A 19574-nucleotide genomic window follows, 5' to 3' on the forward strand; every position below is an offset into this window, starting at 1 on the left:
TCCTCCCCGTCCTCGTGAAACATGTGGGTAGGAAACTAGGGACGAGGCATACACGCGCAGCTATGTTTCCGATACGTCACGGTGGGTCGGAGCGCCGACTTGGGCGTACGAACGGAAACGACGCCGGTGGCGAGGTCGCCACCGGCGTCGTTCGGGCGGAGGGTCAGGCTGCGGTCTGGTGGATCCAGTCGGCAAGGCGGTCGACCCGCTCGGTGGTCTCCTCCTGGGAGTGCGGGCACGCCGGCCCGTCGGACTCCACCGACACCAGCGCCTCGGTGCCGTCGGCGTTCTCGACGAAATACGGCGCGCCGGAGTCCCACAGGCAGGCGCTGGTGTTCGCCGCCGGGGCGTAACCGACGACCATGACGGCGGAGCCGGCGATCCGGTTGATCTTGAACTGACCGGTCTGCAGGCGCGTGGTCGGAGTGGCGTCGACCGAACCGGTGGCGCCCCAGCCGGTCAACCGCAGGATGGTGCCAGTCCTGGGTGCGGTGGTGCTCACCGGGAGCGGCGCGACGTCGGTGATCGGGGTGGCCAGCTTGACGAGCGCCACGTCCTGCCGGGACGCCTGCCGGACCTCCACCACGTCGACGACGTGCCCGGTGGTGGCGGACAGGTCGGCGCGGCCCAGGGTGGCCGTCGTCGCGTACGGCACCGCACCGCTGACCCGGGCGCCGGAGGTGTCGTGGAAGCAGTGGCCCGCGGTGATCACCCACTGCGGGGCGACGAGCGCCCCGGAGCACGCGCTGTCGTACGTGGTGCCGTCGGCACGCGGGATGTTGGTCATGGTGAGCTTGGTGGAGAACTGGTACTGCCCCTCGGCGACGTCGGTCCCGTTGGCGACGGCGTGGGCGGTGCCGGGGACGGTCAGCACGGCGGACAGGCCGAGAAGTGCGGTGGCGGCGCTGGCCCGGAGGACCCGCGCAAGGCCGGACGAACGATTCATACGGGGAACGGTAGGAAGGGCCGATACGGTGCCAGCTATCGTCGAGCTACTTCCATGTGCCGGGTCCCGGCCCTGTCAGCTGGTGAGGTCGAGCGACTTCAGCACCACCAGCGCGAGGAGCAGCACGGCGACGACCACGGTGACCGCCACCTGCACGGCGGTCCGCCGCTTCGCCGGCGCGTAAGCGAGCCCAAGGCCGACGACACCACCGGCCAGCAGGCCGCCCAGGTGCCCCTCCCACGACGTCCAGCCGGCGGAGAACACCATCCAGATCAAGAACGGGATGATCACCCGGTTGGGGTCGATCGGGTGGTGGTGCAACCGTCGGGTGAGGATGAAGTAGCAGCCGGCCAGGCCGTAGATCGCGCCGGAGGCGCCGACGGCCGCCTGGTGCGGGTCGACCAGGAACCCCAGCACTCCCCCGCCGAGCGCGGACAGCAGGTAGACCGCGAGGAACCGGGCGTGGCCCAGCCGCTCCTCGATCACCCGGCCGAGCAGCCACAGCCACCACAGGTTGAACGCGATGTGCAGAATGCCGAGCGCGCCCTGGGTGGGCAGCAGGTGCAGGAAGGACGAGGTGATCAGGCGGTACCACTCGCCGTGCGCGACCCCGATCGCCTCGTACCCGGGGCGGGCGACGCCGTCGTCGACGTAGCGCTGGCCGGCGTCGTCGACCAGCCCGGTGCCCAAGCTGTCGAACTGGTCGAGGACCGCCGGATGGACCAGCTCGACCAGGTACGCCAGCACGATGAGGGCGACCAGCGCGTACGTCACCAGCGGGCGGGTGACCAGCCGGCCGCCGAAGACCGTGCGGGCCTGGCGGACGGTGCGGTTGTCCGCCCGGACGCACTCGGGGCAGCGGTGGCCGACCGGCGCCTCGCGCATGCAGTCGGGGCAGATGTGGCGGTCGCAGCGGGCGCAGCGCAGCAGCGTCTCCCGCTTGGGGTGTCGGTAGCAGGTGCTGGCGGCGTTCTCGGCGGGCGACTGGCCGGTGCTGATCGTGTCCATCGGAATGCGGTCCTGGCTGGCTCGTGGGGCGGGGGGGTCAGTAGCGGTCGAGCCGCTCGGCGGGGCTGAGCACGACGTGCGGCGCCGCCTCGGGGTCGAGCCAGGTGAGCACCGCGACCAGGTGCTCGTGGGCGAGGCTCACGCAGCCTGCCGTCGGGTTGCCCTCGGCGCGGCTGAACTGGTGCAGGAAGATGCCGCTGCCGGCGTGCGGCACCGGGGCCGGGACGGTCGGCGGCATGTTGTAGCTGATCACGGCGAAATGGGTGTACGCCGGGTCCTCCCGCCACAGCGCCTCGCTCTGGCCGCCCAACGGCTCGGCGGACCGCTGGAAGCTGTTGTAGTGCGGGGAGTCAGGCTCGGCGTTCCACCAGTCGTCGACGGCCACCCGGTGGTAGGGGTGGCGCACCCCCGGGTCCGCGGCGATGCCGTAGATGGTGGGGCCGATGGCGTAGACGCCGGTCGGGGTGGTCGGCACGCCCTCGACGTGACGGTCGCTGAACCCGTCGGCGCCGATCCGGGCCGGCAGCGCAGGCAGGGCCGGCCGCCAGTCGCCGCCGGCGCGCTCGTACGTCTGCAGGGTGGCGTGGGTGGTGCGCCAACCCTCGCCGGTGACGATGACGACCTGCCCCGTGTGCGGTGGCAGGGAGGTCAACCGGGCGGCCCTCGACGGCTTCACGCGGAGGATCCTCGCACGTCGCCGGTGGTCCGCACCGCCCCGCCCGGGTGATCTTCGAGAGGTGGCCGGACGGGTCAGGACCGGGTCCGCAACTCCCCGGTCCTGACCCCCAGCCGTCCGGCGTGGTAGCGGTCTTCGCCGTTGCGAGCGCGGCAGGCGTGGCACGCCGCCAACGCCGGGCTCATACACGGCGAGCCGGCCCGCCTGCACTCAGCTCCACGGTGCCCAACTACCGGACTTCGGCGCGCCCCCGACTCACCCCGAAGAGTCGTGGGCGCGGGCTCAGGTTAGGCAGGTTCTCGCAGGCCGGACAAGGTTCGGCGGGCCCGGGAGAATGTGATTGATACCAACGTTGAAATACGGCATGTCGGCGTAACAGGGTCAGCCGGACCAGCGCTGTTTGTCGTCGAGGCGATAACCACGCCCGGCGTCCGGCGGAGGCCTGTTCAGGGCCCCGGCCGCGGCCGCCCCGGCGATCATCGCGACCGCCGCGAGGTGCAGCAGGCGCACCCCGGCGGGGGCCGGAACGGTGGCCGCCGGCAGGCCCGGCAGCAGCAGCGCCCCGAGCCCGGTGACCGCCAGGGCCACCCCCCAGAACACGCCCGGCCGGGCCGGCGGCGCCGGCGGCCGGACACCGTCGAAGATCTCACGCCGGCGGGCGGCGCGCAGCGCCAGGGCGGCGACCAGCAATCCGCCGCCGAAGGTGCCCGCCACGTCGGCCACCTGCCACCAGTAGAGGCCGGTCAGCGCGTGGAAGTCGGCGATGCCGAGCAGGCGCGGCCACCGGTCGCTGTGGGTGATCCGGTCCCAGGCGACGTGGCTGAACGCCCCGATCAGCGCCGAGCAGACGGTGACCTGCCAGGGGTGCCGCACGCCGGCCAGCGCGGCGTGGTCGGGCCAGCCGAACAGCCGCTGGCCGGGCAGGTGCACGGCGATCCCGGCGATCACCCGGCGGACGATCCAGGCGTAGCCCAGGGCGACCGGCAGGCACCACCAGAGCAGCCCGCCGACGGTGTGCGTGCGCAGCCCGAGCGCGAGCCCGGTGCCGGTGAACAGGTAGCCCACGTCCGGCGCGACCGCGCCGGTGGCCAGCGCCACCCCGTCGAACCAGTGCGGGCGCCAGAGCTTCAGCGGCAGCACCGGCGCCAGGTGCGACGGGAAGGTCAGCGGCACGCCTGGGACGTTACCCGCCGGATCAGAAGTGCCGGACCAGGTCGGGGAACGCGGCCAGCCGGATCACCCCGGGGTCGGACGGGTCCAGCTCGTCGTGCTCCAGCACCCAGGTGTTCTCGTTGGGGATGAAGACCGCGTTCAGGCCGGCGGCCCGGGCCGGCAGGATGTCCGAGCGCGGGGAGTTGCCGACCATCCACGCGCTGGCCGGATCGAAGGCGTGCTCCCGAGCCAGCCAGCGGTAGGTGTCGGCGTTCTTCTCCGGCACGATGTGCGCGGCGCGGAAGTGGTGCAGCAGCCCGCACGCGTCGAGCTTGCGCTGCTGCTCCTCGCGCTCGCCCTTGGTGAGCAGCAGCAGCTCGTGCCGGGTGGCCAGGTCGTCCAGGGTCTCCGCCACGCCGGGCATCAGCTCGACCTGGTGGCCGACAAGCGCCGCCGCCAGGTCGTCGATCTCGGCGCGCTCCCGGTCGGTGGCCGGGCGCGCGCGCAGCTTCTCCAGGCACTCCCCCAGGCTGCGGAGGAAGACCTTGCTGCCGTAGCCGTGCGCGACCGCGTTGGCCCGCTCGATGTCGTCGAGCACCGCCCGGATCTCCGTCCGGTCCAGCGTCGGATGGTCCAGCCAGGTGAGGAAGTCGTCGATCACCCGCTCGAAGAGGACGTTGTTCTCCCAGAGCGTGTCGTCGGCGTCGAAGACCAGCACCGCGGCCTCCCGGCGCTGTGGCATCGCCTACTCCTCCCGTGTGCCGGACCGGGACACGGTACTGCCTGCCGGTCGCCCCGGCAGCCCGGTTTCCGGCACCCCGGCGGTCCCGCACCGGGACTGGCCGACAAGATCACCCCAGCCGGACGGACCGTCCGGACTGGCCGAACGCCGTGCGACGGGCGGCGGGAACCCGACTGCGCGGACCAGGGCCCGGGCGGCATGCTTCATCGATGACGACCTCACGCGATCAGCCCCGCGCGACCCCGGCCCGGCGCCGGCGTCGCCGGAGGGCGGCCACCGCCGTGGTGGCCGCGCTCGCCGCCGCGGGCGGCGCGGTCCCCCCGTCCCCGGCCCTCGCGGTCAACGCGGTGCACTCCACAGTGGTCGGCACGAACCCGGTGGACTGGACGCCGCACGCGCTCGACGGCACCGTGTACCGGATCCTCCAGATCGGCAACCGGGTCTATATGGCCGGCTCGTTCACCAAGGTCCGCAACGCCGGGCAGACCGCCCAGCTGGCGATGCCGCGGCTGGTGGCCCTCGACGCCACCACCGGAAAGATCGACACCACGTTCCGGCCGGTGGTCAACAGCACGGTGAAGGCGCTCGCCGCCGCGCCGGACGGCCGCTCGCTCTACATCGGCGGCGCGTTCACCACGGTCAACGGCGTGGCCGCGCCGCGGGTGGCCCGGATCGACGCGGCCACCGGCGCGCGGGTCGCCGGGTTCGCCCCGGCCGCGCTCAACAACCAGGTCAACGACATGCGGCTGGTCGGCAACCGGCTGATCGTCGGCGGGGCGTTCCAGACCGTGGGCGGGGTGACCCGGCGGGCGCTGGCCGCGTTGAACGCCACCACCGGCGCCGCCGACGCGTCGGTCAACCTGCGCATCGAGGGTCCCCGGAGGACCACCTCCGGGGTCACCGCGCCGGTCAAGATCGAGGCGCTGGACGTCTCCGCCGACGGCCGCCGGCTGGTCTTCGTCGGCAACTTCAGCTCGGTCGCCGGCGTGGCGCGCCACCAGCTCGCGGTGGCGAACCTGAGCGACACCGGGGCGACGCTCTCCGGCTGGTCGACGCTCCGCTATCAGCCGCAGTGCGCCGCATCCACGCCCACCTACCTGCGCGGGGTGGACATCTCCCCGGACGGCACCTGGTTCGTGGCGGTCACCACCGGTGCCGCGTTCCCGGGCACGCTCTGCGACGCGGCCTCCCGCTTCGAGTTCGGCACGGAGACCGCCGCCAAGCAGCCGACCTGGGTGAACTACACCGGCGGCGACACGCTGCTCTCGGTGGCGATCACCGGCGCGGCGGTCTACGTCGGCGGCCACCAGCGCTGGCTGGACAACCCGTACGGGCGCGACTCGGCCGGCGCGGGCGCGGTGTCCCGCCCGGGGATCGGGGCCATCCACCCGACCACCGGCAAGGCGCTGGCCTGGAACCCGACCAAGACCCGGGGCGTCGGCACCGCCGAGCTGTACGCCACCGACCGGGGGCTCTGGGTCGGCAGCGACACCGTCACGGTGGCCGGCGAGTACCACGCCCGGGTGGCGTTCCTCCCGCTGCCGTGAGCGCGAGGAGTGAGCCGGGTCCGCGAGCCCCGCAGTCGCGAACAACGGCCCTCTGAAGCGGTTGGGACGCGGCGGTTCCGTCGCGCCCCACCGTCACCGGCGCAGGGTGAGGATCAGGTCGGCGACCAGGGCCGTCCACCCGGTCTGGTGCCAGGCGCCGAGGCCGGCGCCGTTGTCGCCGTGGAAATACTCCGGGAAGCAGATCAGGTCCCGCCAGTCCGGGTGGGTCTGGAAGAGCTGCGCCGCGCCGTAGATCGGCCGCCGGCCCCAGCCGTCCCGGGTGAACAGCGAGATCAGCCGGGCCGACAGGTCGTCGGCGATCTCGTCGAGGGTGCGCTTCACCCCGGACCGGGTCGGATATTCCACCTGGAGGTCGTCGCCGAAGAAGGCGGCGTAGTCCCGCAGCGCGCTGACCAGCAGGAAGTTGGTCGGCATCCAGATCGGGCCGCGCCAGTTGGAGTTGCCGCCGAACAGGCCACTGGTCGACTCGGCCGGCTCGTAGCCGACGCTGAACTCCTGGCCGCCGAGGGTCACCGTGAACGGCTTGTCCAGGTGGGCGCGGGAGAGCGTGCGCAGCCCGTACTCGGAGAGGAACTCGTCGGGGTCGAGCATCCGGGCGAGCAGCCGGACCACCTGTTCCGGGCCGACCATGGAGAGCAGCCGCTGCTGCCGGCCGTCCGGGCCGAGCCGGCGGGCGCCGATCACCTCGGCGTACTCGGGACGGTTGGTGAGGAACCAGCGCAGCCGGGCGCCCAGCTCGGGCAGCCGGTGCAGGGTGCGCGCGGTGAGCCGGGTGACCGCGGCCAGCGGCAGCAGCCCCACCACCGATCGGACCTTCAGCGGCACCTTCGTACCGTCGGCCTGCCGCAGCACGTCGTAGAAGAACGCGTCCTCGTCGTCCCAGAGCCCCTGGTCGTACGCGGCCGCCGCGATGTACGCGAAATGCTCGAAGAACTTCGTCGCGGTGTCCACGTACGCCCGGTCGTGCTCGGCCAGCACGATGGCCATGTCGAGCAGGTTGAGCGCGTACATGGCCATCCAGCCGGTGCCGTCGGACTGCTCCAGCACCCCGGCCACCGGCAGCGCGGCGGAGCGGTCGAACGGGCCGACGTTGTCCAGCCCGAGGAAGCCGCCCTCGAAGACGTTGTTGCCGCCGGTGTCCTTCCGGTTGACCCACCAGGTAAAGTTGAGCAACAGCTTGTGCATCACCCGGGCCAGGAACTCGTGGTCCCGGCAGCCGTCGATCTCGAACACCTTGAGCGCCGCCCAGGCGTGCACCGGCGGGTTCACGTCGCCGAACGCCCACTCGTACGCCGGGATCTGCCCGTTCGGGTGCAGGTACCACTCGCGGAGCAGGAGCAGCAGCTGCTCCTTGGCGAAGCCGGGGTCGACCCGGGCGATGGTCACGCAGTGGAAGGCCAGGTCCCAGGCGGCGTACCAGGGGTACTCCCACGGGTCCGGCATGGAGATCACGTCGAAGCTGTTCATGTGCCACCAGGCGCTGTTGCGCCCGTGCCGGCGGCCGGCCGGCGGCGGCGTGGAGCCCGGATCGCCCTCCAGCCAGCGCTTGACATCGAAGTGGTAGAACTGCTTGCCCCACATCAGCCCGGCGATGGCCTGCCGCGCGACCAGCGCCTCGTCGGGGCTCGCGGCGGCCGGGATGACACTGTCGAAGAACCGGTTCGCCTCGGCCCGCCGGGCCCAGAGCACCGCGTCGAAGCCGTCGCCGAGATCGGCCGGGGGCGGCGGGGGGCTCGCCGGGGGCGGGGCGGTGCGGGTGAGCCGCAGCCGGATCTGCCGCTGCCCGCCGGCCGGCACGTCCAGCACGTAGTGCAGCGCGCCCTTGGTCCCCTCCCGGTCCGGGTTGACGGTGTCCGCGCCGGCCACCACGTGGTCGTTGATCCCGTCCTTCGGGTACGCCGACCGCCCCGGCAGCCCCCACAGCCGCTCGGCGTTGGTGTCGTTGTCGCAGAGCAGCGGCGTCGGCGCGCCGTCGCCCTCCAGCAGGAGCTGGCCGAGCACCCAGTGCTCGCCGACCAGCCGGGAGCCGTCAGCCACCAGCCGGGGCACCCGGTCGCCGCCGGGCAGCCCCCACGCCCAGGTGTTGCGGAACCATAGGGTGGGCAGCACGTGCAGGGTCTGGTCGGTGTCCCCCCGGTTGGCCACCGTGATCAGCACGCACAGGTCGGTCGGGGACGCCTTCGCGTAGTCGACGGTGACCGCCCAGTACCGGTCGTCGTCGAAGATCCCCGTGTCGACCAGCTCGTACTCGGTGTCGTCCCGGCCGCGCAGCGCGTTCACCGCGACCAGCTCGTCATAGGGGAAGGCGGCCTGCGGGTAGTGGTAGCGCCAGCGCATCCAGGAGTGGGTGGGCGTGGAGTCCTCGTACCACCAGTAGTCCTTGACGTCCTCCCCGTGGTTGCCGCCGTCGCCGCCGAGGCCGAACATCCGCTCCTTGAGGATCGGGTCCCGCCCGTTCCACAGGGCCAGGGCGAAACAGAACGTCTGCCGGTCGTCGCAGACGCCCGCCATGCCGTCCTCGTTCCACCGGTAGGCTCGGGACCGCGCGTGATCGTGGGGGAAGTAGTCCCACGCCGTGCCGTGTTCGCTGTAGTCCTCCCGTACCGTCCCCCACGCCCGCTCGGACAGATAGGGACCCCATGCGCGCCAGTCCTGCTCCCCGGCGTCGGCCTGGGCGAGCCGGTGCCGCTCTGGGTCGGGGGTCGCGGAGTTCGGACGGTCGGTGATCACCTGCACATCTTCGACGCCGCCGGGGTACTTGACCACAGGGGCCATTGTCGTCGTGGCGGGTGACACCCCGCCGGTGGTGGAGGAAAGTTGATCGAGATTCGCTTCGGTCCGCAGGTCTGCGGAGACCTGTCCGCGTCGTCGACCCGGGAGTGGCTGGTCACCGACGGGCGGGGCGGCTACGCCATGGGCACGGTCGCCGGGCTGCGCACCCGGCGCTACCACGGGCTGCTCGTGGTGGCCGGGGATACGCCGGCCGCCCGCAAGGTGGGCCTGGTCAGCCTCGACCCGGCGGTGACCCTGCCGTCCGGGCGGCAGGTCCGGCTCGGCGCGCACGAGTGGTCCTCCGGCGTGGTCGACCCGCGCGGCTTCGAGCTGCTGGAGCGCTTCGACCTCACCGAGGGGGTGCCCCGCTGGCGCTGGCGGGTCGGCGACGTAGTGATCGAGCGGGAGATCGCCATGGCGTACGGCCGGTCCTGCGTGGCGGTGGTGCACCGACTGATCTCCGGCGGCCCGGTCCGGCTCGACCTGGCCGCGGCCTGCACCTGGCGGGACGCGCACGGCGAGCGGCGGGCGGACGGCCCGACCCCGCGGCTGGAGCAGGCGGCCGGCGGGGCGGTGGTGGAGGGCGCCTTCCGGCTGGCCGGGCCCGACTGGACCCCCGAGGGGCGCTGGTGGCTCGGCGCGCACCATCGGGAGGAGGCGGCGCGCGGGCTGCACCCCGACGAGGACCTCTGGTACGCGGGCCGGTTCTCCGGCGCCCTCGACGAGCCCGGCGCCGAGGTGTCCGTGCTGGCCTGGGCGGACGACCTGGCCGAGGAGCCGCCGCCGGCGACCGCGCTGGTGGAGGCGGCCCGGCGTCGCCACCGGGCGGTGGTGGCCGCGGCGAAACCGGACGACGACGTCGACGCCACCCTCGCCCTGGCGGCCGACGCGTTCGTGGTGCGCACCCGCACCGGCCCGGACGTGGTGGCCGGCTACCCCTGGTTCGGGGCCTGGTCGCGGGACACCATGACCTCCTACGAGGGACTCCTCCTCCGCACCAACCGGGGCGACGAGGGCCGGGAGCTGCTGCGGGCGTACGCGGCCACGCTGTCGGAGGGGATGCTGGCGAACACCGCCGACACCGGGCGGGTGGAGCACAACACGGTCGACGCGACGCTGTGGTTCCTGCACGCGGTGAACCGGCACGTCACCGTCACCGGCGACACCGACCTCGGCGCGGAGCTGCTGCCCGCGCTGCACGGCGTGGTGGCAGCGCACGTGGCGGGCACCCGCTACGGCATCGGCGTCGACCCGGCCGACGGGCTGCTCACCCAGGGCGGCCCGCCCGACGTCGCGCTCACCTGGATGGACGCCCGGGTCTACGGGGTGCCGGTCACCCCGCGCACCGGCAAGCCGGTCGAGGTCAACGCGCTCTGGGTGAACGGGCTGGCCGGGCTCGCCGAGCTGACCGAGCTGGCCGGGCGGGACGCCACCGAGCTCCGGGGGCGGCACGCGCGGGCCGCCGCCGCGTTCCGGGAGCGCTTCCCCACGCCGGCCGGCTGGCTGCACGACGTGGTGGACGCGCCGGCGCCCGCGTATCCGCTCGGTGGGGCGCCGCACCACGACGACGACCTGCTCCGCCCCAACCAGCTGCTCGCCTGGTCGCTGCCGTACGCGCCGCTGGAGCCGGACGAGGTCACCCTGCGCCGGGTCGCCGAAGGGCTGTTCACCCCGCTCGGGCCGCGCAGCCTCTCCCCCGACTCCCCCGGTTTCGTCGGGTGGCACCGGGGCGGCCCGGCCGAGCGGGACTCCGGCTACCACCAGGGCACCGTCTGGCCCTGGCTGATCGGGCCGTTCGTCGACGCGTACCGCCGGGCCGGCCTGCCCGCCGACGACCTGCTGGTGGGGCTGGAGGGGCACCTGACCGAGTACGGCCTGGGCTCGGTGAGCGAGACGGCCGACGGGCTCGCCCCGCACGCCGCCACCGGCTGCCCGTTCCAGGCGTGGTCGGTGGCCGAGCTGCTGCGCGTCCGACGGCTGCGCCGGTAACACGTTACAGACCGGCAACCGGCGCGTCTCCGCTGGTTATCGACCGCTGGGCAGGATGGGTTGCGACCCCACGACGCGCCCCACGCGGTGCCGTCGCGGTGCGGGAACCACAACTCAGAGGGGGCCGCATGTCCGCTGACGCCGAAGTGATCGACATCCAGCCCGCCCGGCGCCAGCGGGTGCTGATCCTCTCCTGGGAGTACCCGCCCGTGCTCGTCGGTGGCCTCGGCCGTCACGTGCACGCGCTCTCCATCGCGCTGGCCGCCGCCGGCCACGAGGTCACCGTCGTCACCCGGCACGCCGAGGGCGCCCCTCTGGAGGAGTACGCCGAGGGCGTGCGCGTCCTGCGGGCCGCCGAGGACCCGGTCCGGTTCCCGCTCGCCACCGACTCGCTGCTGGCCTGGACCATGGCGTTCAACCACACCCTCACCCGGACCGCCCTACGCGCCGCCGAAGCCGGCGACTACGACGTCGTCCACGCCCACGACTGGCTGGTCGCGCACACCGCGGTCACCCTGGCCGAGCACCTGGACCTGCCCCTGGTCACCACCATCCACGCCACCGAGGCGGGCCGGCACCAGGGCTGGCTGCCGGCGGAGATGAACCGCACCATCCACGGCGTCGAACACTGGCTGAGCAACGCCTCGGCCCGGGTGATCGCCTGCTCCGGCTACATGCGCGACCAGGTGGCCCGGCTGTTCGACGTGCCGGCCGGGCGGATCGACGTGGTGCCCAACGGGGTGGACCACCGGGCCTGGCACGCCCGCCCCCGAGCCGTCTCCGCCGCCCGGGCCCGGTTCGCCGGGGCCGGCCCGCTGGTCGGGTACGCCGGCCGGCTGGTGTACGAGAAGGGCGTGCAGCACCTGATGCACGCGGTGCCGTACCTGCGCGACCGGCACCCGGGCCTGCGGGTGGTGATCGCCGGCGACGGCCCCTACCGGGAGGAGCTGGTCGACCAGGCGCGCCGGCTGCACCTCACCGACACCGTCCAGTTCGCCGGCTTCCTGGACGCCGCCGACCTCCCGGCGGTCCTCGGCGCCACCGACGCGACAGTGGTCCCGAGCCTCTACGAGCCGTTCGGCATGATCGCCCTGGAGGCGGCCGCCGCCGGCGCGCCCCTCGCGGTGGCGGAGACCGGCGGCCTGGCCGAGATCGTCGAGCCCGGGGTGACCGGGGTGACCTTCCCGCACGGCGACCCGGACGCGCTGGCCGGCGCGGTCGACCGGCTGCTCGGCGACGAGGTCTTCGCCCGCCGGGTCGCCCGCCGCGCCCGCACCATGGTCGCCGAGCGCTACGCCTGGTCCGCCATCGCCGCCCGGACCGCCGGCAGCTACGCCACCGCCCGCCGCGAGCACGGCGCGTTCCAGGCCCGCCGGGCGACGGCGCTGCCGGCCGGTGGCCGATCCGCCATCGCCATCCCCGACGGGAACCTGCTGGCCGGGGCAGCGAGCTGAGCCGGGCCGCCCGCACGGGCGATAGGTGTCCCCCGATCCGTTGGCTATTGTGGACATCCACCAGCGGTGAGGAGTGCGGTGCAGCAGGTAGTGATCGCCGGCCGGTACCACCTGCTCGACCTGGTCAGACGCGGCGGGATGGGCCGGGTCTGGCGGGCCCGGGACGAGATGCTGCACCGCGAGGTGGCGGTGAAGCAGGTGGTGCCGCCGGCCCGGCTCGCCCCGCACGAACGCGACGAGTTGCGCGGCCGGACGCTCCGTGAGGCGCGGACGGCCGCCGGGCTCAGCCACCCGAACGTTGACCCGGCCGTTTCGGCGAGCGTGGTCGAGCATCGGGACAGGTTCGCCCGGTTCGGTGCCGAGTACGTCGAGGCCGCTCTCGCCGCGCAGGGCCGCCGGCTCCTGGTGGTCGACCCCGCCGAGGTGGACGACGACCTCGTGGGTGACGTGACCGAGATCCTGACGTCGCTGTGCGTCCGCCTGTATGGCCGCCGCGTGGCGGCGAACCGCGCCCGTCGTGCTGTCGAGGCGGTCACCGAGGCCACGTCGTGAAGGCGGTCCAGGCGTACCGTTTCGCCCTCGACCTGACCCCGTCGCAGGAGCGCGACGTGCTCGCGCACGCCGGGGCCGCCCGGGTCGCGCACAACTGGGCGCTGGCCCGGGTGAAGGCGGTGATGGGCCAACGGGCGGCAGAACGCACCTATGGTGTGCCGGAGGAGTTGTTGACCCCGGCGGTCAGTTGGTCGCTGCCTGCGTTGCGTAAGGCGTGGAACGCCGCGAAGACTGATGTCGCGCCGTGGTGGCGGGAGTGTTCGAAGGAAGCATTCAACACCGGCCTCGACGCGCTCGCCCGCGCGTTGAAGAACTGGTCGGACTCCCGCAGCGGTAGGCGGGCCGGCCGTCCGGTCGGTTTCCCGCGGTTTAAGTCTCGCCGCCGCACCACACCGACCGTGCGGTTCACCACCGGCACGATCCGGGTCGAGTCGGACCGTAAGCATGTGGTGCTGCCCCGGCTGGGACGGTTGAAGCTACACGAGTCCGCCCGAAAGCTGGCCCGGCGTATCGACAACGCCACCGCCCGGATCATGTCGGCCACCGTTCGGCGTGACGGCGGCCGGTGGCATGTGTCTTTCTGCGTCGAGGTTGAGCGGGTCGTCTGCGTACCGGCCCGTCCCGACTCGACGGTCGGTGTCGACGTCGGCGTCAAGCACCTCGCCGTGCTGTCAACCGGCGAACTAGAGCCGAACCCACGCCACCTTAGCGACGCCCAGCGCCGCCTTCCGCAGACTCGGCAGGTCAATGTCGCGTAAGGCCGGCCCGGACCGGCGCACCGGCCAGCGCCCTTCGCGCCGGTGGCAGCGCGTCTCTGCCCGGCTCGCTCGGGCCCACGCCCGGGTGGCGAACCTGCGCCGCGACAGCCTGCACAAGCTCACCACCCGCCTCACCCGCGAGCACGGCGCGATCGTGATGGAAGACCTCAACGTCGCCGGGATGCTGCGCAACCGGCGCCTGGCCCGGCACATCGCCGACGCCAGCTTCGGCGAGCTGCGACGGCAACTCACCTACAAGACGCAGTGGAACGGTGGTCGGCTTGTCGTCGCCGACCGCTGGTATCCATCGAGCAGAACGTGTTCGGGTTGCGGCGCGGTGAAAACCAAACTGGCCCTGTCCGAGCGCACCTACACCTGCCAGACGTGCGGCCTGGCCATAGATCGTGACCTTAACGCCGCCCTCAACTTGGCCGCTCTGGCGGCTGAGTACGACACCGCCGGGAGTGGCCCGGTGGCAGCACGTGGAGCCAACCAGAAGACCCGCGTACGCGGGCAGGTGGCAGTGAAGCGTGAACCCGGCACCGCCACGGCGGGTCAGACCGGGACCGTCTCACCGCAAGGCGGGACTACCCACCGTGTGCTCCCCAGAGCGCACTGAGAGGTAACGGGTGTCCAGCGTCGAGGCAGACCTCTGGTCGCTGGGCGCCACCCTGCACGCGGCCGTGGAGGGCCGGTCCCCGTACGCCCGCAGCACCGCGATGGCCACGCTGACCGCGCAGTACTGGCCGTGACGTCATGACGTGAGCGAGGGTGACCGATGCTTCGGTGTCGCCTCCGCTCACGGCTGTTCAATAGGCTGTCGCTAGGGCATTTGCCCGGGCCGGTCGACGACGGCGAGGCTGAGGACGACTTCGCGCCGTAGCTGCTCTGCCGGGCGGCCGGCGTCGGCTGGACCTGCCAGCCGAGGAATTCATAGGTCTTCGGCTCGAAGAGCAGGTCGTAACGAGCCAGCGGACCAGACAAGGAGACCGCGGCCCCGGTTCGGCCCACAGCCCGCCCGGGCGGCGGCTGCTGCGGCTGAAGGGCCGCCGGCCCGCGATAACGGAAGGCGCTATGTGCCTGCTTTGGCTGAGGCCGCGCCTCAGCTTGACGCGGCGCCGAAAAGCGTGGCGGACCTGCCGCCACCACGCCAATCGGCCGCGCAAACCCACCCGTGCCCCTCGGCCGCCCATGGGCGCGCAGAACGAGGCCCACCATGACCAGCAGCCGCTACGCCCAGCTCGCCTCCGTCCGCGTCGGCTGCGTTGTCTGACCTTCCTTCAGAGCTGTTCGTGAATGAGATACCCGGCACCGGGCTTCGATTCAGTCACGGGTCACTGGGCAGAGCCAACCTGCCACTTGCATCGCTGTCGCTCGAAGGTCCGCCAGAGGGCGGTTGAACATCGGCTCGTGGTGCGCCAGCGTCTCATCACCGACAGACGCCCCGGCGCCGCGGGGTCGGGACGACATACTTCCTGGTGGTTCGGCGGCGCCCGCCGGGCCGGTCCGCGAACCCCTCCCCAGTGGACCGTCCGGGTGATGCCCCGGGACGCGATGCCTAACTACAGTGGCGTAGTTTTGTCGATCAAGATCTCTGGGGAGGGCGAGCCGAGATGATGGGACCGTCCCACGCGCTGTCCGGCGCGGCGGTGTGGCTGGCCGGCTCCTGGGCGCTGGACCAGTTCGCCGACTATCACCAGACGCCGCTCGCGCTGGCGGTCGGCACCGCGGTCTGCGCGGGCGGGGCACTCTTCCCCGACCTCGACCTCTCCGGCAAGGTGACCCGCAACCAGGGCGGCGCCACGGTGGCCCGGACGTTCGGGGTGTTCAGCCTCTTCATCGCCGAGGTGATGGAGAAGATCTCGCTGGGCGTCTACTACGCGACCAAGCTCAGCCGGGATCCGCGTCGCAACAACGGGCACCGGACGCTGACCCACACCCTCCCGTTCACCCTGCTGGTCGGCTGGGGCACCACCGCGCTCTGCGCCGCGTACGGCAAGTGGGCGGTGGTGAGCATCCTCTTCTTCATGATCGGTCTGGCGCTGCGCGGGCTCTTCGACGAGTGGGCCGAGCGGGCCGGTTGGGTGGTCGTCACCCTGTTGTCGGCGGCCGCGGCCTGGTTCACCTTCGCCAACCTGCCCGGCGACCGCGGCTATCCGCTCATCGGCACCGCGGTCGGGGTGGGCTGCTTCGTGCACATCCTCGGCGACATGATCACCAAGGCGGGGGTGCCGATCCTCTGGCCCATCCCGATCAAGCGGCGGATGTGGCTGATGATCGGGCTGCCCAACGGCATCGCGCTGCGTACCGGGAGCAAGGCCGAGACGATCGTGCTGCGCGCGGCGCTGACCGTGCTCGCCGTGCTCGCCGCGGTGGGGCTGGTCGCGCCCTCGGTGCTGCACCGGTTCAATATCGAGGTGTGACGGACCCGGTGGACGGCGAGGGGCCGGCGGACCACACCGGGCCGCCGGCCGAGGACGCGGCCGTGCCGGAGTTCTGGTGGCGGCTCGGGTTGCCCGGGCTCGCCGACGTGCACACCCACTTCCTGCCGCCCCGCATGCTGCGCAAGGTGTGGGCGTACTTCGACGCGGCCGGGCCGCTGGTCGGCACCGAGTGGCCGATCCGCTACCGGTGGGACGACGCGGCGCGGGTGGCGCACCTGCGTCGGCTCGGCGTGCGGGCGTTCACCGCGCTGGCGTACCCGCACCGGCCCGGCATGGCCGAGTCGCTGAACGCCTGGACGCTGGAGTTCGCGGCGCGTACGCCGGGTTGCCTGCCCTCGGCGACCTTCTTCCCGGAGCCGGCGGCCGCGCGCTACGTGGCGGACGCCCTGGCGGCCGGCGCCCGGGTGTTCAAGGTGCACGTCCAGGTGGGCGGCTTCGCGCCGACCGACCCCGCGCTGGACGCCGTGTGGGGGCTGCTGGCCGAGGCCGGCGTGCCGGTGGTGGTGCACGCCGGGCACGCGCCGGTCGGCACCGCCCACACCGGACCGGCCTCGTTCGCGGCGCTGCTCTCCCGGCACCCGGGGCTGCCCGCGATCGTGGCGCACCTGGGCGCGCCCGACTACTCGGCCTTCCTGAAGCTGGCCGAGCGGTACCGGCACGTGCGGCTGGACACCACGATGGCGTTCACCTCGTTCTTCGACCGGTTCGTGCCGTTTCCCGCGGCGGAGCTGCCGCGGCTGCGGGAGCTGGGGCTGGCCGGCAAGGTGCTGCTCGGCAGCGACTTCCCGAACATCCCCTACCCGTACGCCAGCCAGCTGACCGGGCTGGCCCGGCTCGACCTCGGCGACGACTGGCTGCGGGCGGTCTGCTGGGACGCGGCCGCCACGCTGTTCGACCTGGCCTGAGCCGGCCGCCGCGCCGGCGGCGGCATCTTGTCACCGGCTATTGACGTGCCCGCAACACCTGGCCTACCTTGCTGTCGAAACGCTTCGTCGAAGCGCTTCGACAACCGCCCGGAAGCGCCGGAGGAGGTGTGGGATGGCCACCATGCAGGACGTCGCCCGCCGCGCCGGCGTGTCGGTCAGCACCGTGTCGTACGTGCTCACCGGCGCCCGCCCGATCTCCCAGGCCACCCGGGACAAGGTGCACGCCGCGATGGCGGACCTGGACTACCAGCCCAACGCGATGGCCCGGGGGCTGGCCAGCCGGCGCAGCCGGATCCTCGGGCTGCTCATGCCGATGGACGAGCGCGGCTTGGGCGCCACCGAGACCGCCTTCGTCACCGGCGCGGCGGCCGCCGCCAGCGCCGCCGGCTACCACCTGGTGCTCTCCCCGATCGGCGCGGGTGACAGCGACGAGCTCCGCCGGCTGGCCAGCCAGCGGATGATCGACGGGGCGCTGCTCATGGAGGTGCAGCTCGACGACCCCCGGGTGGACCTGCTGCGCGAGCTGGGCGTCCCGCTGGTGCTGATCGGGCGCACTGCCGACACCACCGGCCTGTCGTACGTCGACATCGACTTCGACCGCACGGTCCGGGACGCCGTCGACCACCTGGTCGGGCTTGGGCACCGGCGGATCGTCTACGTCAACCACTCCACGGCGACCATCGCGCAGGGCTACGGCCCGGCGCTGCGCACCCGGGATGCCTTCGTGGCGGCGATGACCGGGCACGGCCTCGATCCACTCATGATCGCCGCGGAGGACAGTGCGGCCGGCGGGCGGGCCGCGCTGAGCGACGCGTTCGGCCGGGCGCCCGACCTCACCGCGGTCCTCGCCATGAACGAGAACGCCGTCTTCGGCATCCTCGGGGAGCTGGTCGGGCGGGGTCTGAGCGTGCCGGGCGACGTCTCGGTGATCTCGATGGTCACCTCACCCCAGGTCGCCGAGCTGGCGACACCGGCGCTGACCGCGATGACCTCACCCGGCTCCGCGCTGGGCCGGATCGCGGTCGAGACGCTGCTGCGGCACCTCGATGCCGGCAGCGGCGAGATCCACCAGCAACTGCTCCCCTGCGTCCTGGAGGTCCGCGGCTCGAGCGGACCACCCGGTGCGGCGGGTGGCGACAGCACCACCGGGGCCGGGCCTGCCAGGCCGGCGCCGGCGCGTACCGAGGAAGCAGCCCGCCGCCGCGCTGCCACGCGACGACGGGCCTGAGGGAGTACCGGCTCGATACTCATCAAGGAGACTAGCAATGCAGCGACTCCGGAGAGTCGCCGCGGCGGCCGTGGTGGCCGCGCTCGCGGCGACCGGCGTGACCGCCTGCGGCGACGACGGCGAAGAGGGCAGTGGGGCGAAGGTCCTCAAGCTCTGGCACTACGAGAGCGCCAACAGCGCGATGGGCGTCGCCTGGGACAAGGCGATCGAGATCTTCAAGCAGGAGCACCCCGGCGTGGAGGTCCGCTTCGAGCGCAAGGCGTTCGAGCAGATCCAGCAGAACGCCGGCATGATCATCAACTCGTCCGAGGGCCCGGACATCATGGAGTACAACAAGGGCAACGCCACCGCGGGCCTGCTCTCTTCCCAGGGCCTGCTCACCGACCTGACCGGCGAGGCCACCAAGCGCGGCTGGGACAAGGCGCTCAGCCCCAGCCTGCAGACCACCGCCCGCTACGACGACAAGGGCGTGATGGGCTCGGGCAACTGGTTCGGCGTGCCGAACTACGGCGAGTACGTGATGGTCTACTACAACAAGGACCTGTTCACGAAGTACGGCGTCAAGGTGCCGACCACGCTCGACGAGATGACCGCGGCGATGGACACCTTCGTCGGCAAGGGCGTCACCCCGCTGGGCACGGCGGGCGCCGAGTATCCGGCCGGGCAGCTCTTCTACCAGCTCGCCCTGTCGAAGGCGGACCGGGCGTTCGTGAACGACTACCAGCTCTACAAGAACCCGGTCGACTTCCACGCCGACCCGCTGAAGTACGGCGCGGAGACCTTCGCGCAGTGGGTGGGCAAGGGCTACGTGTCGAAGGACTCCGCCAGCGCGAAGGCGGAGGACATGGGGACCGCGTTCATCGCCGGCAAGACCCCGATGATCGTCTCCGGCAGCTGGTGGTACGGCCGGTTCAAGGACGAGATCAAGTTCGACTGGGACACCTTCCTCTTCCCCGGCAACAAGCTCAACGCCGGCTCGTCGGGCAACCTCTGGGTGGTCCCGGCCAGCAGCAAGGCCAAGAGCCTGGCGTACGACTTCGTCGACATCACGCTGCGCCCGGAGGTCCAGGCGCTGATCGGCAACAACGGCGGCGTCCCGGTCGCCGGTGACCCGACCAAGATCAGCGACCCGAAGGACAAGAAGCTGATTGAGAACTTCAACGCGATCAGCGGCCAGGACGGCCTGGCCTTCTACCCGGACTGGCCGGTGCCCGGCTACTACGACGTGCTCGTCTCCGGCTTCCAGGGGCTGATCAACCGGTCCAAGTCGCCCGAGCAGGTGCTCGACGCGATCGCCAAGCCCTACCAGGACGGCGTCGCGGAGATCAAGCGCGACTGACGACGGCGCGGGGCGGCGGC

Annotated in this window: 16 protein-coding genes and 1 pseudogene; 11 read left to right on the forward strand and 6 right to left on the reverse strand. The window is 72.5% G+C overall.

What is annotated here, in order from left to right; all coding sequences use genetic code 11:
- Positions 1-163: 163 nt before the first annotated feature.
- The 5 genes from AB0F68_RS19555 to AB0F68_RS19575 form a co-directional block, all read right to left on the reverse strand.
- Positions 164-946, reverse strand: coding sequence for a trypsin-like serine protease (locus tag AB0F68_RS19555; protein WP_357340057.1), 783 nt, complete (start codon positions 944-946; stop codon positions 164-166).
- A 75-nt stretch (positions 947-1021) separates the two neighbouring features.
- Complete coding sequence (locus AB0F68_RS19560; protein ID WP_357340064.1) at positions 1022-1954, reverse strand: rhomboid family intramembrane serine protease; 933 nt, start codon at positions 1952-1954, stop codon at positions 1022-1024.
- 37 nt (positions 1955-1991) lie between these two features.
- Positions 1992-2630, reverse strand: coding sequence for a L,D-transpeptidase family protein (locus AB0F68_RS19565; RefSeq protein ID WP_357340066.1), 639 nt, complete (start codon positions 2628-2630; stop codon positions 1992-1994).
- 381 nt (positions 2631-3011) lie between these two features.
- Entirely contained in the window at positions 3012-3803 is a 792-nt protein-coding gene (locus tag AB0F68_RS19570; protein WP_357340069.1) for a DUF4184 family protein, read from the reverse strand.
- A gap of 22 nt (positions 3804-3825) precedes the next feature.
- Positions 3826-4524, reverse strand: coding sequence for an HAD family hydrolase (locus AB0F68_RS19575; protein WP_357340071.1), 699 nt, complete (start codon positions 4522-4524; stop codon positions 3826-3828).
- A 209-nt stretch (positions 4525-4733) separates the two neighbouring features.
- Here AB0F68_RS19575 and AB0F68_RS19580 point away from each other — a divergent pair, with 209 nt between their 5' ends.
- Entirely contained in the window at positions 4734-6071 is a 1338-nt protein-coding gene (locus tag AB0F68_RS19580; protein WP_357340073.1) for a hypothetical protein, read from the forward strand.
- 93 nt (positions 6072-6164) lie between these two features.
- Here the strand turns inward: AB0F68_RS19580 and AB0F68_RS19585 are convergent, their stop codons facing one another.
- A complete protein-coding gene (locus AB0F68_RS19585; protein ID WP_357340075.1) occupies positions 6165-8867 on the reverse strand; it encodes a glucosidase in 2703 nt (900 codons plus the stop codon).
- A 42-nt stretch (positions 8868-8909) separates the two neighbouring features.
- Here AB0F68_RS19585 and AB0F68_RS19590 point away from each other — a divergent pair, with 42 nt between their 5' ends.
- From AB0F68_RS19590 to AB0F68_RS19635, 10 genes and pseudogenes are all read left to right on the forward strand, one after another.
- Positions 8910-10853, forward strand: coding sequence for an amylo-alpha-1,6-glucosidase (locus tag AB0F68_RS19590; RefSeq protein ID WP_357340077.1), 1944 nt, complete (start codon positions 8910-8912; stop codon positions 10851-10853).
- Between the two features lie 128 nt (positions 10854-10981).
- Positions 10982-12307: a glycosyltransferase family 4 protein gene (locus AB0F68_RS19595; protein ID WP_357340085.1), complete on the forward strand. Its 1326-nt coding sequence runs from the start codon at positions 10982-10984 to the stop codon at positions 12305-12307.
- Between the two features lie 321 nt (positions 12308-12628).
- A pseudogene (locus AB0F68_RS19600) lies at positions 12629-12859 on the forward strand (IS607 family transposase); the annotation flags it as partial.
- On the forward strand, positions 12856-13617 hold the full coding sequence (locus AB0F68_RS19605) for a helix-turn-helix domain-containing protein (RefSeq protein ID WP_357340087.1): 762 nt from the start codon (positions 12856-12858) through the stop codon (positions 13615-13617). The pseudogene AB0F68_RS19600 and the gene AB0F68_RS19605, both read left to right, overlap by 4 nt.
- Positions 13607-14236 carry an RNA-guided endonuclease TnpB family protein gene (locus AB0F68_RS19610; protein ID WP_357340089.1) on the forward strand — a complete coding sequence of 210 codons (630 nt, stop codon included), beginning with the start codon at positions 13607-13609 and terminating at the stop codon, positions 14234-14236. Before AB0F68_RS19605 ends, AB0F68_RS19610 begins: the two co-directional genes overlap by 11 nt.
- Positions 14237-14246: 10 nt before the next feature.
- Complete coding sequence (locus tag AB0F68_RS19615; protein WP_357340269.1) at positions 14247-14369, forward strand: hypothetical protein; 123 nt, start codon at positions 14247-14249, stop codon at positions 14367-14369.
- Positions 14370-15230: 861 nt separating this feature from the next.
- Positions 15231-16040, forward strand: a complete 810-nt coding sequence (locus AB0F68_RS19620; protein WP_357340091.1) for a metal-dependent hydrolase — start codon at positions 15231-15233, stop codon at positions 16038-16040.
- Positions 16037-16966 carry an amidohydrolase family protein gene (locus tag AB0F68_RS19625; RefSeq protein ID WP_357340093.1) on the forward strand — a complete coding sequence of 310 codons (930 nt, stop codon included), beginning with the start codon at positions 16037-16039 and terminating at the stop codon, positions 16964-16966. The genes AB0F68_RS19620 and AB0F68_RS19625 overlap by 4 nt, the downstream gene beginning before the upstream one ends.
- A 133-nt stretch (positions 16967-17099) precedes the next feature.
- Positions 17100-18215: a LacI family DNA-binding transcriptional regulator gene (locus AB0F68_RS19630; RefSeq protein WP_357340102.1), complete on the forward strand. Its 1116-nt coding sequence runs from the start codon at positions 17100-17102 to the stop codon at positions 18213-18215.
- A gap of 37 nt (positions 18216-18252) precedes the next feature.
- Positions 18253-19554 (forward strand): extracellular solute-binding protein, encoded by a 1302-nt coding sequence (locus AB0F68_RS19635; RefSeq protein ID WP_357340104.1) that lies wholly within the window; start codon positions 18253-18255, stop codon positions 19552-19554.
- Positions 19555-19574: the final 20 nt, after the last annotated feature.

Origin of the sequence: Micromonospora sp. NPDC023966 (genome assembly GCF_040639095.1) — a bacterium.
Taxonomy (GTDB): Bacteria; Actinomycetota; Actinomycetes; order Mycobacteriales; family Micromonosporaceae; genus Micromonospora.